Here is a 15,284-nt window from a genome sequence, read left to right as displayed (position 1 = left end):
ATACTTTGACGGACCGTTTGAAGTCGTGTCCGTCCAGGTGCTGGTGTGGTGTAAGTTATCGGCCTATTAGTACCGGTCAGCTTCACGGGTCTTTAGTCCCCGCTTCCACATCCGGCCTATCAACCCAGTGGTCTGGCTGGGGGCCTCTCACACACAAGGTGTATGGAAATCTCATCTCGAAGCGGGCTTCCCGCTTAGATGCTTTCAGCGGTTATCCCATCCGAACGTAGCTAATCAGCGGTGCACTTGGCAGTACAACTGACACACCAGAGGTTCGTCCGTCCCGGTCCTCTCGTACTAAGGACAGCCCTTCTCAAATTTCCTGCGCGCGCAGCGGATAGGGACCGAACTGTCTCACGACGTTCTAAACCCAGCTCGCGTACCGCTTTAATGGGCGAACAGCCCAACCCTTGGGACCTACTCCAGCCCCAGGATGCGACGAGCCGACATCGAGGTGCCAAACCATGCCGTCGATATGGACTCTTGGGCAAGATCAGCCTGTTATCCCCGAGGTACCTTTTATCCGTTGAGCGACGGCCATTCCACAATGTACCGCCGGATCACTAGTCCCGACTTTCGTCCCTGCTCGAGATGTCTCTCTCACAGTCAAGCTCCCTTGTGCACTTACACTCGACACCTGATTGCCAACCAGGCTGAGGGAACCTTTGGGCGCCTCCGTTACTCTTTAGGAGGCAACCGCCCCAGTTAAACTACCCATCAGGCACTGTCCCTGACCCGGATTACGGGCCGAAGTTAGATATCCAGTATGACCAGAGTGGTATTTCAACGATGACTCCACCCGAACTGGCGTCCGGGTCTCACAGTCTCCCACCTATCCTACACAAGCCACACCGAACACCAATACCAAACTATAGTAAAGGTCTCGGGGTCTTTCCGTCCTGCTGCGCGTAACGAGCATCTTTACTCGTACTGCAATTTCGCCGAGTTTATGGTTGAGACAGCGGGGAAGTCGTTACTCCATTCGTGCAGGTCGGAACTTACCCGACAAGGAATTTCGCTACCTTAGGATGGTTATAGTTACCACCGCCGTTTACTGGGGCTTAAATTCCCAGCTTCGCCCGTAAGGGCTAACCGGTCCTCTTAACCTTCCAGCACCGGGCAGGAGTCAGTCCGTATACATCGTCTTGCGACTTCGCACGGACCTGTGTTTTTAGTAAACAGTCGCTTCCCCCTGGTCTCTGCGGCCCCGATCCCCTCCGGACAGCAAGTGTCCATCAAGGTTGGGGCCCCCCTTCTCCCGAAGTTACGGGGGCATTTTGCCGAGTTCCTTAACCATAATTCTCTCGATCGCCTTAGTATTCTCTACCTGATCACCTGTGTCGGTTTGGGGTACGGGCGGCTGGAACCTCGCGCCGATGCTTTTCTAGGCAGCATAGGATCACCGGATCCCCCCGCGAGGGGGTCCCGTCGGATCTCAGGTGCGTCATCAAAGACACCGTGACGGATTTACCTATCACGGACCCTACATCCTTAGACCAGGTCTACCATCGCCTGGCCCGGCTACCTTCCTGCGTCACACCTGTTAATACGCTTACCTCCCAGGATCAGGTCCCGTGCTCGGCCAAAACCCTCACACCACAAGGGTGATCGGGCAGGCTCCGGACGGTTAGTGTCCCCTGCTTGGTATGGGCGGTTCTTCGCCGGTACGGGAATATCAACCCGTTGTCCATCGACTACGCCTGTCGGCCTCGCCTTAGGTCCCGACTTACCCAGGGCAGATTAGCTTGACCCTGGAACCCTTGATCATTCGGCGGACGGGTTTCTCACCCGTCTTTCGCTACTCATGCCTGCATTCTCACTCGTGTAGGCTCCACCACTGGTTTACACCGCAGCTTCACTGCCCACACGACGCTCCCCTACCACTCCAGACGACTGAACCACGAAGGCTTATCTATATCTGAAATCCACAACTTCGGCGGTGTACTTGAGCCCCGCTACATTGTCGGCGCGGAATCACTTGACCAGTGAGCTATTACGCACTCTTTCAAGGGTGGCTGCTTCTAAGCCAACCTCCTGGTTGTCTGGGCAACTCCACATCCTTTCCCACTTAGCACACGCTTAGGGGCCTTAGTTGGTGGTCTGGGCTGTTTCCCTCTCGACTATGAAGCTTATCCCCCACAGTCTCACTGCTGCGCTCTCACTTACCGGCATTCGGAGTTTGGCTGACGTCAGTAACCTTGTAGGGCCCATTAGCCATCCAGTAGCTCTACCTCCGGTAAGAAACACGCAACGCTGCACCTAAATGCATTTCGGGGAGAACCAGCTATCACGGAGTTTGATTGGCCTTTCACCCCTACCCACAGCTCATCCCCTCCATTTTCAACTGAAGTGGGTTCGGTCCTCCACGACGTCTTACCGTCGCTTCAACCTGGCCATGGGTAGATCACTCCGCTTCGGGTCTAGATCACGCCACTGCATCGCCCTATTCAGACTCGCTTTCGCTACGGCTTCCCCTCACGGGTTAACCTCGCGACGTAACACTAACTCGCAGGCTCATTCTTCAAAAGGCACGCTGTCACAGCAATCAGAGCTGCTCCAACGGTTTGTAGGCACACGGTTTCAGGTACTATTTCACTCCCCTCCCGGGGTACTTTTCACCTTTCCCTCACGGTACTTGTCCGCTATCGGTCATCAGGGAGTATTTAGGCTTACCAGGTGGTCCTGGCAGATTCGCACGGGATTTCTCGGGCCCCGTGCTACTTGGGATCCTCTCCAAGCGGCAGCATGCATTCCGGTTACGGGGCTAACACCCTCTACGGCCCGGCTTTCAAACCGGTTCACCTATACATCTGCACTCACTTCACCGATCCGGCAGAATCGGTACGGAAAGTCCCGCAACCCCAGTGATGCAACGCCCGCCGGCTATCACACACCACTGGTTTAGCCTCTTCCGCGTTCGCTCGCCACTACTAACGGAATCACTGTTGTTTTCTCTTCCTGTGGGTACTGAGATGTTTCACTTCCCCACGTTCCCTCCACGCACCCTATGTGTTCAGATGCGGGTCACCCGGTCACTCGCGCGCCGGGCGGGGTTTCCCCATTCGGACATCCTGGGATCAAAGTTCGGTTATCAACTCCCCCAGGCTTATCGCAGATTCCTACGTCCTTCTTCGGCTCCTGATGCCAAGGCATCCACCGTGTGCCCTTAAAAACTTGACCACAAAGATCAATTTATTATCGCTATCGAGAAAACCACGGTCTCCCCAGGCACCCTTTTGACGGGGCACCCGGATCCACCAGGTTTTTCTGAAATTGCACTTAATATTTTAAGATGCTCGCGTCCACTATGTAGTTCTCAAACAACAACCCCGTCACACCCCTCCCCGCACCCGCAGCCCGCCCCGAAGGGAAGACCACCCGTGTACGGTTCCGGCCTGCGCAGGAACAAACAGAAACAAACCAAACAACCCATCCCCTCCGGCCCCGCGCAAACGGGACAGGAAGAACCGGGGTGCCTGTTGCTTCAGGACCCAACAGTGTGCCAAACGACGAACCGGTCTTACCAGGGCTGCACGGGATGTTCCAGGAACCCTCCCGAAGGAGGGAACGTACTGATCCCCGCAGCCGGCATGCCGGCGCCTATTCATTGATATTCCACCCTTGAGCACCCACCGGAGAACAGATGTCTCCGATATGGGCATCTCCTGCAAAGCACACATCCGACACTGTGGACGGACATGGTCTTCGAGGTGCTCCTTAGAAAGGAGGTGATCCAGCCGCACCTTCCGGTACGGCTACCTTGTTACGACTTAGTCCCAATCGCCGGTCCCACCTTCGACGGCTCCCTCCCACAAGGGGTTAGGCCACCGGCTTCGGGTGTTACCAACTTTCGTGACTTGACGGGCGGTGTGTACAAGGCCCGGGAACGTATTCACCGCAGCGTTGCTGATCTGCGATTACTAGCGACTCCAACTTCATGAGGTCGAGTTGCAGACCTCAATCCGAACTGAGACCGGCTTTTTGGGATTAGCTCCACCTCACAGTATCGCAACCCTTTGTACCGGCCATTGTAGCATGCGTGAAGCCCAAGACATAAGGGGCATGATGATTTGACGTCGTCCCCACCTTCCTCCGAGTTGACCCCGGCAGTCTCCTATGAGTCCCCGCCATAACGCGCTGGCAACATAGAACGAGGGTTGCGCTCGTTGCGGGACTTAACCCAACATCTCACGACACGAGCTGACGACAACCATGCACCACCTGTAAACCGGCCACAAGTGGGGGACCTGTTTCCAGGCCTTTCCGGTTCATGTCAAGCCTTGGTAAGGTTCTTCGCGTTGCATCGAATTAATCCGCATGCTCCGCCGCTTGTGCGGGCCCCCGTCAATTCCTTTGAGTTTTAGCCTTGCGGCCGTACTCCCCAGGCGGGGCACTTAATGCGTTAGCTACGGCGCGGAAAACGTGGAATGTCCCCCACACCTAGTGCCCAACGTTTACGGCATGGACTACCAGGGTATCTAATCCTGTTCGCTCCCCATGCTTTCGCTCCTCAGCGTCAGTTAATGCCCAGAGACCTGCCTTCGCCATCGGTGTTCCTCCTGATATCTGCGCATTTCACCGCTACACCAGGAATTCCAGTCTCCCCTACATCACTCTAGTCTGCCCGTACCCACTGCAGACCCGGGGTTGAGCCCCGGGCTTTCACAGCAGACGCGACAAACCGCCTACGAGCTCTTTACGCCCAATAATTCCGGATAACGCTTGCGCCCTACGTATTACCGCGGCTGCTGGCACGTAGTTAGCCGGCGCTTCTTCTGCAGGTACCGTCACTTTCGCTTCTTCCCTGCTGAAAGAGGTTTACAACCCGAAGGCATTCGTCCCTCACGCGGCGTCGCTGCATCAGGCTTCCGCCCATTGTGCAATATTCCCCACTGCTGCCTCCCGTAGGAGTCTGGGCCGTGTCTCAGTCCCAGTGTGGCCGGTCACCCTCTCAGGCCGGCTACCCGTCGTCGCCTTGGTGGGCCATTACCCCAACCAACAAGCTGATAGGCCGCGAGTCCATCCAAAACCGCATAAAGCTTTCCACGGACCGCCATGCGGTGGTCCGTTGTATCCGGTATTAGACCCGGTTTCCCAGGCTTATCCCGAAGTCAGGGGCAGGTTACTCACGTGTTACTCACCCGTTCGCCACTAATCATTCTGTGCAAGCACAGAAGTCATCGTTCGACTTGCATGTGTTAAGCACGCCGCCAGCGTTCATCCTGAGCCAGGATCAAACTCTCCGTAAATGTGTTACAGACACAGCACCGAAGCCAAGGAAAATTGGCTGCAGGCACTGCACTAAATTCGAAACCGGCTAAAAAAACCGTCCCTTACCCACGGGGTGGGCGGAAACGGCCTGTTCAACCAATCAAAATAAATTGGTATCAATAAACTTGGCACACTATTGAGTTCTCAAACAACAGACGCAATCCGAAAATACTCGGGAAAACAATGTTTTCCTTTTCTTCTTCGCTGCAATGTTTTACAGGAAAAGCGTTTCCGCCGTTCCGGACCCAGCAGCAACCGGAGTCTTTTCCACCGCCCCCGCGAGGGGAACACACTGGTTGGACTCTGTTTTCTGATGGGGTTTGGCCGCCATGCTCGGGCGCTTTTCCAGCGTCCCGGCCGCGGCGACTCCTAAAACTTTACACGCGTTTGCCCGGAGCCGCAAATCGACCGGCATAGCCGGAGCCGGCCCCCGCTCGGGCGCCGGCTCCGGCTATCCATCAGCCTCCCACTATAGGAAACCCCGGACTAGCTGCTGCGCCTCCGAAAGGAGCCCAGGACCAACAGCGATCCGGCCAGGACTGCACCACCTGCTGCCATGACCATGGGCGTAGCGTCTTCCGCCCCGGTGCGCGGAAGCCGTTCGGTTACCGGCACCGGTGCATATTCATTGACCACCCCGACGGTTTGGGACTGTCCGGGCAGGATGGTTACCTCCGCCGCACCAGACGATTCCACGGTGACGTCCTCATTGGCGCCGGACGCCGGCTCCGTAACCCGGCACACCGTTCCCGCCGGGATGCCGTCGTACCGCTGGGTAAAGGTATCCGCCGAAGTCCCCTCGGGGATAACGAAGATCTCGTCGATCAGTCCGTCACCGCACTGGATGTGAAGCACGACCTCTTCCTGCAGGCCCGCTCCGGAGCCGCTGATGGTTTTCGCCACAACCAGGCTCCCGGGGTTGAATTCCACCGTATTAGTGACTGTGAGGACATTCTCTCCCTCGGTGATCGTCACCGGATCCGAGACGGTCGAAGTCACCGTCACCTCGGTAGTGGATCCCGTGACCGGTTCGGTGAGAGAGCACACTGCACCCACCGGAAGATCAACGATCGTTTCGCTGACGGGAACTGTGGTTCCTGCGGGGATCTCAAAGCTAAACAACCCCGCCGGGCCACAGTCGACAGTAAGCGCGATTGCACCTTGGCTGCCTATCGCTTCTCCCGCAAACGTTTTGTTCACCACGAGGTCTCCCGGTACAAAGAACTCCGCGGTTGCCTCGGCAGTGGCTTCCAACACCGTGCTCGCGGCGAGGATGAGGGGTTGCGCGTTGTCCAACAGTGGATCGCCCTGGTCGTAGAGGTAGACATTGCCGGTCTGGACCGTGACGGAAGCGCGGGCGCTAAGGATTCCCGGAGCGGTTGATCCCGGGGGGCCGGCCACCCAGATCTGAGCTCCCGAAAGAACTGTGCTTCCGCTCTCGATGGGAATGGTCGCCGCAGCGTCGGCAAACATGGTGTATCCGGTCGGCACGGAAACCGTAACCTCCGCGGCTCCTTCCGACGCGACCGTGAACGGGCCCGCTATGCCTCCCGCCGGACCCGCAGAAACCGGCGGGGAAACGGTGACATTCGGTGGCGGCGGCTCCACCAGGGGCCCGTTGGCCTGTGCGTCGGCGACGATGGCCTCAACCGCGCCTCTGATGACCGTCTCCGTTGTATTGACCAGGTATCCGTCGGTGAAGTACCAGATCGCACCCTGCACCGCCGCAGCCTGCTCGTTCGCGGTTAAGCCCGCAGGCGCTGCGGGATTCGCAGGATAGTAGTTGTTCAGGACGTAATTCACGTAGCCGATATTGGCTACGTTGGATTCCTCCCAGGCCCCCTGAACGTAGCCAATGCCGACCATGGTTTCCACCGCTGTGTCGATGCAGTACATCTGCCCGATCCCGCCACCGGCATCCTCGGTGATAATGATGCCCGCGAACCGGCCGGTCACCGGCACTCCCACTGGGTTCTCCTCCGGATACGGTGCCAATGGATCCGGCGGGGTGGGATCGTCAGCCACGAAGGCCTGTACCCTTTGAGCGGGCCCGAGCATGGTAGTCACGACTTCCGCATTGCTGCCGGCTACCGGCATCGGATCATTCGGGTCCGGCTCTGTCCACGAGGCATTCGCGGGTGCCGCGAACGGTGCCAGCAGCAGCGCTGCAGCGGCCGCCGTGCCTAAAAGTGACCTGCGTAGCCGGCGCTCGTGAGCCCGCCGACGCCGCGGGCCGGAAGGAAAGGAATATTGGCTCATAGTGGTCTTCCTGCTTCTATCCCTGGGGATGACTCGCGAGTGACCATGCCGAAACCAGTTCGGCCTGTGCTGGGCACAGTATGTGGAATCCGAAGCCGCTGGTAGGCAAATCTGCCATATTCGTAGAAAGCCGGGCAGGGACCAAATTTCTTATTGACATTCCCTGGTTAAACAAGGAGAGCCCGTACCAACACTGGTACGGGCTCAACCTCTTCAAATATTGTCCGGCGGTGACCTACTCTCCCACATCCTCCCGGATGCAGTACCATCGGCGCTGTGGGTCTTAGCTTCCGGGTTCGGAATGGGACCGGGCGTTTCCCCCACGCTATGACCGCCGTAACCCTTCTACCCGCACCCACCAAAGGCGGGAGGGGAAAACAATGGTTACAACACTCCCCCGGAACCACCCCACAAAAGAGGGGTGCCGGGCAGTGCGGTAAAAATATGAACCCGCCCCCTGGACAAGGGGCAATGGTTCGGTGTTCCAGGCACAGCAACCAACGGTTGTTGTCCGGGAACCACATAGTGGACGCAAGCAGCATGATCTACAACACCCTTTATACTTTGACGGACCGTTTGAAGTCGTGTCCGTCCAGGTGCTGGTGTGGTGTAAGTTATCGGCCTATTAGTACCGGTCAGCTTCACGGGTCTTTAGTCCCCGCTTCCACATCCGGCCTATCAACCCAGTGGTCTGGCTGGGGGCCTCTCACACACAAGGTGTATGGAAATCTCATCTCGAAGCGGGCTTCCCGCTTAGATGCTTTCAGCGGTTATCCCATCCGAACGTAGCTAATCAGCGGTGCACTTGGCAGTACAACTGACACACCAGAGGTTCGTCCGTCCCGGTCCTCTCGTACTAAGGACAGCCCTTCTCAAATTTCCTGCGCGCGCAGCGGATAGGGACCGAACTGTCTCACGACGTTCTAAACCCAGCTCGCGTACCGCTTTAATGGGCGAACAGCCCAACCCTTGGGACCTACTCCAGCCCCAGGATGCGACGAGCCGACATCGAGGTGCCAAACCATGCCGTCGATATGGACTCTTGGGCAAGATCAGCCTGTTATCCCCGAGGTACCTTTTATCCGTTGAGCGACGGCCATTCCACAATGTACCGCCGGATCACTAGTCCCGACTTTCGTCCCTGCTCGAGATGTCTCTCTCACAGTCAAGCTCCCTTGTGCACTTACACTCGACACCTGATTGCCAACCAGGCTGAGGGAACCTTTGGGCGCCTCCGTTACTCTTTAGGAGGCAACCGCCCCAGTTAAACTACCCATCAGGCACTGTCCCTGACCCGGATTACGGGCCGAAGTTAGATATCCAGTATGACCAGAGTGGTATTTCAACGATGACTCCACCCGAACTGGCGTCCGGGTCTCACAGTCTCCCACCTATCCTACACAAGCCACACCGAACACCAATACCAAACTATAGTAAAGGTCTCGGGGTCTTTCCGTCCTGCTGCGCGTAACGAGCATCTTTACTCGTACTGCAATTTCGCCGAGTTTATGGTTGAGACAGCGGGGAAGTCGTTACTCCATTCGTGCAGGTCGGAACTTACCCGACAAGGAATTTCGCTACCTTAGGATGGTTATAGTTACCACCGCCGTTTACTGGGGCTTAAATTCCCAGCTTCGCCCGTAAGGGCTAACCGGTCCTCTTAACCTTCCAGCACCGGGCAGGAGTCAGTCCGTATACATCGTCTTGCGACTTCGCACGGACCTGTGTTTTTAGTAAACAGTCGCTTCCCCCTGGTCTCTGCGGCCCCGATCCCCTCCGGACAGCAAGTGTCCATCAAGGTTGGGGCCCCCCTTCTCCCGAAGTTACGGGGGCATTTTGCCGAGTTCCTTAACCATAATTCTCTCGATCGCCTTAGTATTCTCTACCTGATCACCTGTGTCGGTTTGGGGTACGGGCGGCTGGAACCTCGCGCCGATGCTTTTCTAGGCAGCATAGGATCACCGGATCCCCCCGCGAGGGGGTCCCGTCGGATCTCAGGTGCGTCATCAAAGACACCGTGACGGATTTACCTATCACGGACCCTACATCCTTAGACCAGGTCTACCATCGCCTGGCCCGGCTACCTTCCTGCGTCACACCTGTTAATACGCTTACCTCCCAGGATCAGGTCCCGTGCTCGGCCAAAACCCTCACACCACAAGGGTGATCGGGCAGGCTCCGGACGGTTAGTGTCCCCTGCTTGGTATGGGCGGTTCTTCGCCGGTACGGGAATATCAACCCGTTGTCCATCGACTACGCCTGTCGGCCTCGCCTTAGGTCCCGACTTACCCAGGGCAGATTAGCTTGACCCTGGAACCCTTGATCATTCGGCGGACGGGTTTCTCACCCGTCTTTCGCTACTCATGCCTGCATTCTCACTCGTGTAGGCTCCACCACTGGTTTACACCGCAGCTTCACTGCCCACACGACGCTCCCCTACCACTCCAGACGACTGAACCACGAAGGCTTATCTATATCTGAAATCCACAACTTCGGCGGTGTACTTGAGCCCCGCTACATTGTCGGCGCGGAATCACTTGACCAGTGAGCTATTACGCACTCTTTCAAGGGTGGCTGCTTCTAAGCCAACCTCCTGGTTGTCTGGGCAACTCCACATCCTTTCCCACTTAGCACACGCTTAGGGGCCTTAGTTGGTGGTCTGGGCTGTTTCCCTCTCGACTATGAAGCTTATCCCCCACAGTCTCACTGCTGCGCTCTCACTTACCGGCATTCGGAGTTTGGCTGACGTCAGTAACCTTGTAGGGCCCATTAGCCATCCAGTAGCTCTACCTCCGGTAAGAAACACGCAACGCTGCACCTAAATGCATTTCGGGGAGAACCAGCTATCACGGAGTTTGATTGGCCTTTCACCCCTACCCACAGCTCATCCCCTCCATTTTCAACTGAAGTGGGTTCGGTCCTCCACGACGTCTTACCGTCGCTTCAACCTGGCCATGGGTAGATCACTCCGCTTCGGGTCTAGATCACGCCACTGCATCGCCCTATTCAGACTCGCTTTCGCTACGGCTTCCCCTCACGGGTTAACCTCGCGACGTAACACTAACTCGCAGGCTCATTCTTCAAAAGGCACGCTGTCACAGCAATCAGAGCTGCTCCAACGGTTTGTAGGCACACGGTTTCAGGTACTATTTCACTCCCCTCCCGGGGTACTTTTCACCTTTCCCTCACGGTACTTGTCCGCTATCGGTCATCAGGGAGTATTTAGGCTTACCAGGTGGTCCTGGCAGATTCGCACGGGATTTCTCGGGCCCCGTGCTACTTGGGATCCTCTCCAAGCGGCAGCATGCATTCCGGTTACGGGGCTAACACCCTCTACGGCCCGGCTTTCAAACCGGTTCACCTATACATCTGCACTCACTTCACCGATCCGGCAGAATCGGTACGGAAAGTCCCGCAACCCCAGTGATGCAACGCCCGCCGGCTATCACACACCACTGGTTTAGCCTCTTCCGCGTTCGCTCGCCACTACTAACGGAATCACTGTTGTTTTCTCTTCCTGTGGGTACTGAGATGTTTCACTTCCCCACGTTCCCTCCACGCACCCTATGTGTTCAGATGCGGGTCACCCGGTCACTCGCGCGCCGGGCGGGGTTTCCCCATTCGGACATCCTGGGATCAAAGTTCGGTTATCAACTCCCCCAGGCTTATCGCAGATTCCTACGTCCTTCTTCGGCTCCTGATGCCAAGGCATCCACCGTGTGCCCTTAAAAACTTGACCACAAAGATCAATTTATTATCGCTATCGAGAAAACCACGGTCTCCCCAGGCACCCTTTTGACGGGGCACCCGGATCCACCAGGTTTTTCTGAAATTGCACTTAATATTTTAAGATGCTCGCGTCCACTATGTAGTTCTCAAACAACAACCCCGTCACACCCCTCCCCGCACCCGCAGCCCGCCCCGAAGGGAAGACCACCCGTGTACGGTTCCGGCCTGCGCAGGAACAAACAGAAACAAACCAACCAACCCATGCCCTCCGGCCCCGCGCAAACGGGACAGGAAGAACCGGGGTGCCTGTTGCTTCAGGACCCAACAGTGTGCCAAACGACGAACCGGACCTACCAATGCTGCACGGGATGTTCCAGGAACCCTCCCGAAGGAGGGAACGTACTGATCCCTGCAGCCGGCATGCCGGCGCCTATCCATTGATATTCCACCCTTGAGCACCCACCGGAGAACAGATGTCTCCGATATGGGCATCTCCTGCAAAGCACACATCCGACACTGTGGACGGACATGGTCTTCGAGGTGCTCCTTAGAAAGGAGGTGATCCAGCCGCACCTTCCGGTACGGCTACCTTGTTACGACTTAGTCCCAATCGCCGGTCCCACCTTCGACGGCTCCCTCCCACAAGGGGTTAGGCCACCGGCTTCGGGTGTTACCAACTTTCGTGACTTGACGGGCGGTGTGTACAAGGCCCGGGAACGTATTCACCGCAGCGTTGCTGATCTGCGATTACTAGCGACTCCAACTTCATGAGGTCGAGTTGCAGACCTCAATCCGAACTGAGACCGGCTTTTTGGGATTAGCTCCACCTCACAGTATCGCAACCCTTTGTACCGGCCATTGTAGCATGCGTGAAGCCCAAGACATAAGGGGCATGATGATTTGACGTCGTCCCCACCTTCCTCCGAGTTGACCCCGGCAGTCTCCTATGAGTCCCCGCCATAACGCGCTGGCAACATAGAACGAGGGTTGCGCTCGTTGCGGGACTTAACCCAACATCTCACGACACGAGCTGACGACAACCATGCACCACCTGTAAACCGGCCACAAGTGGGGGACCTGTTTCCAGGCCTTTCCGGTTCATGTCAAGCCTTGGTAAGGTTCTTCGCGTTGCATCGAATTAATCCGCATGCTCCGCCGCTTGTGCGGGCCCCCGTCAATTCCTTTGAGTTTTAGCCTTGCGGCCGTACTCCCCAGGCGGGGCACTTAATGCGTTAGCTACGGCGCGGAAAACGTGGAATGTCCCCCACACCTAGTGCCCAACGTTTACGGCATGGACTACCAGGGTATCTAATCCTGTTCGCTCCCCATGCTTTCGCTCCTCAGCGTCAGTTAATGCCCAGAGACCTGCCTTCGCCATCGGTGTTCCTCCTGATATCTGCGCATTTCACCGCTACACCAGGAATTCCAGTCTCCCCTACATCACTCTAGTCTGCCCGTACCCACTGCAGACCCGGGGTTGAGCCCCGGGCTTTCACAGCAGACGCGACAAACCGCCTACGAGCTCTTTACGCCCAATAATTCCGGATAACGCTTGCGCCCTACGTATTACCGCGGCTGCTGGCACGTAGTTAGCCGGCGCTTCTTCTGCAGGTACCGTCACTTTCGCTTCTTCCCTGCTGAAAGAGGTTTACAACCCGAAGGCATTCGTCCCTCACGCGGCGTCGCTGCATCAGGCTTCCGCCCATTGTGCAATATTCCCCACTGCTGCCTCCCGTAGGAGTCTGGGCCGTGTCTCAGTCCCAGTGTGGCCGGTCACCCTCTCAGGCCGGCTACCCGTCGTCGCCTTGGTGGGCCATTACCCCAACCAACAAGCTGATAGGCCGCGAGTCCATCCAAAACCGCATAAAGCTTTCCACGGACCGCCATGCGGTGGTCCGTTGTATCCGGTATTAGACCCGGTTTCCCAGGCTTATCCCGAAGTCAGGGGCAGGTTACTCACGTGTTACTCACCCGTTCGCCACTAATCATTCTGTGCAAGCACAGAAGTCATCGTTCGACTTGCATGTGTTAAGCACGCCGCCAGCGTTCATCCTGAGCCAGGATCAAACTCTCCGTAAATGTGTTACAGACACAGCACCGAAGCCAAGGAAAATTGGCTGCAGGCACTGCACTAAATTCGAAACCGGCTAAAAAAACCGTCCCTTACCCACGGGGTGGGCGGAAACGGCCTGTTCAACCAATCAAAATAAATTGGTATCAATAAACTTGGCACACTATTGAGTTCTCAAACAACAGACGCAATCCGAAAATACTCGGGAAAACAATGTTTTCCTTTTCTTCTTCGCTGCAATGTTTTACAGGAAAAGCGTTTCCGCCGTTCCGGACCCACCAGCAACCGGAGTCTTTTCCACCGCCCCCGCGAGGGGAACACACTGGTTGGACTCTGTTTTCTGATGGGGTTTGGCCGCCATGCTCGGGCGCTTTTCCAGCGTCCCGGCCGCGGCGACTCATGCAACTTTACACATCGCTTCCGGTCCTTGCAAACCGGATCGAGGTGATCCGCCACACAAGCGTGCTCATCCCCTTCTTCAGCGCCGGCACCCCCGCCGTTGTCCGGCGAGGGCCGCCCGAAGTCCTGCAGGTTCCCGCCGAAGCGGTCCCGTTGTTCCCCTCTGGGAGTTCCTCCGGAAGTTCATCTGGAACCTCCCTGGAGGACCTCCTCGAAGGAAGCATTAAAACTATACGGCGGAGACCTCAACGCTTGCAAGGTTCCGCTTTCCGCGCCGGAGGACAAGGAACCGGCCGTGCAGCAGGTCCTTCGAGTTCACTACGGCATCGGCATCGGTGACCTTGATGTTGTTCACGTAGGCACCGCCTTCGGACACCGTGCGGCGTGCTTCGGACTTGGTCTTGGAAAGCTTCGAGGCTACAAGCAGGTCGATGATGCCCAGGGAGTCCGGGGACACTACGGCCGTCGGCAGCTGTTCCGTCGCGGCTTTCAGGGTAGCTTCGTCGAGTTCGGCCAGGTCTCCCTGCCCGAACAGTGCGGCGGAAGCGGCAATTGCCTTGTCGGTCGCATCGGTGCCGTGGATTAGTGACGTCACGTCGTAGGCCAGGGCTCGCTGTGCCTCACGCTTGTGCGGCGCTTCCTCCACGGCACGCGCCAGCTCTTCAATGCGTGCCCGGCTCATGAAGGTAAAGACCTTCAGCCGGTCCACCACATCGGTATCGGAGGTGTTGAGCCAGAACTGGTACATGGCGTACGGGCTGGTCATGGTGCCGTCCAGCCAGACCGCGTTGCCCTCGCTCTTGCCGAACTTGGTGCCGTCGCTGTTGGTGATCAGCGGGGTGCCCAGCGCGTGGACTGTCTTACCCTCGACCTTGCGGACCAGCTCGGTGCCGCTGGTGAGGTTGCCCCACTGGTCCGATCCGCCCGTTTCCAGCACGCAGTTGTACTGGCGGAAGAGCTCGAGGTAGTCCATACCTTGCAGGACCTGGTAGCTGAACTCCGCGTAGCTGATGCCTTCGTCAGAGTTCAGGCGCGAGGAGACGATTTCCTTCTTGATCATCGTGCCCACCCGGAAGTGCTTGCCGACGTCGCGCAGGAAATCGATGGCGCTCATCGGCGCGGTCCAGTCCAGGTTGTTCACGATGCGTGCGGCGTTGTCACCCTCGAAGCTAAGGAAGCGCTGCACCTGTCCCTGGAGGTACCCGACCCACTCGCCAACGGTTTCCTTCGTATTCATGGTGCGTTCCGCCGTCGGGCGCGGATCCCCGACCAACCCGGTGGAACCGCCGACCAGAGCGAGGGGCCGGTGGCCGGCAAGCTGCAGGCGCCGCATGGTGAGCAGCTGCACCAGGTTGCCCAGGTGCAGGCTCGGTGCCGTCGGGTCGAAGCCGCAGTAATACGTGATCGGTCCCCCGGCCAGAAGTTTTTCCAGTTCCGCCTCATCGGTGGAGACGTGCACAAGGCCTCGCCACTGGAGTTCCTGCCAGATGTTGGCAAAGGAGGAATCATTCTGCTGGGCGCCGAGGCCCTCGGAGTTCACGATATTATCTGACAC

2 protein-coding genes and 5 rRNA genes are annotated in these 15,284 nt (G+C 57.4%); all 7 read right to left on the bottom strand.

The window, feature by feature from the left end:
• Positions 1-45: 45 nt before the first annotated feature.
• A 23S ribosomal RNA gene (locus tag N2K98_RS06460) occupies positions 46-3,180 on the bottom strand.
• A 541-nt stretch (positions 3,181-3,721) separates the two neighbouring features.
• Positions 3,722-5,249 (bottom strand): 16S ribosomal RNA (locus N2K98_RS06455).
• The 16S and 23S rRNA genes sit together here, the layout of an rRNA operon.
• A gap of 508 nt (positions 5,250-5,757) precedes the next feature.
• On the bottom strand, positions 5,758-7,530 hold the full coding sequence (locus N2K98_RS06450) for a thioester domain-containing protein (protein ID WP_255866647.1): 1,773 nt from the start codon (positions 7,528-7,530) through the stop codon (positions 5,758-5,760).
• 222 nt (positions 7,531-7,752) lie between these two features.
• Positions 7,753-7,869, bottom strand: a 5S ribosomal RNA gene (gene rrf / locus N2K98_RS06445).
• Between the two features lie 265 nt (positions 7,870-8,134).
• A 23S ribosomal RNA gene (locus N2K98_RS06440) occupies positions 8,135-11,269 on the bottom strand.
• Positions 11,270-11,810: 541 nt separating this feature from the next.
• A 16S ribosomal RNA gene (locus N2K98_RS06435) occupies positions 11,811-13,338 on the bottom strand.
• Between the two features lie 620 nt (positions 13,339-13,958).
• Positions 13,959-15,284: a tyrosine--tRNA ligase gene (gene tyrS, locus N2K98_RS06430; RefSeq protein WP_255866392.1), complete on the bottom strand. Its 1,326-nt coding sequence runs from the start codon at positions 15,282-15,284 to the stop codon at positions 13,959-13,961.

Origin of the sequence: Arthrobacter jinronghuae, assembly GCF_025244825.1 — a bacterium.
GTDB lineage: Bacteria > Actinomycetota > Actinomycetes > Actinomycetales > Micrococcaceae > Arthrobacter_B > Arthrobacter_B jinronghuae.
Note: the sequence above shows the minus strand (reverse complement) of the source record. Positions and strands in the feature narration are given on the sequence as shown.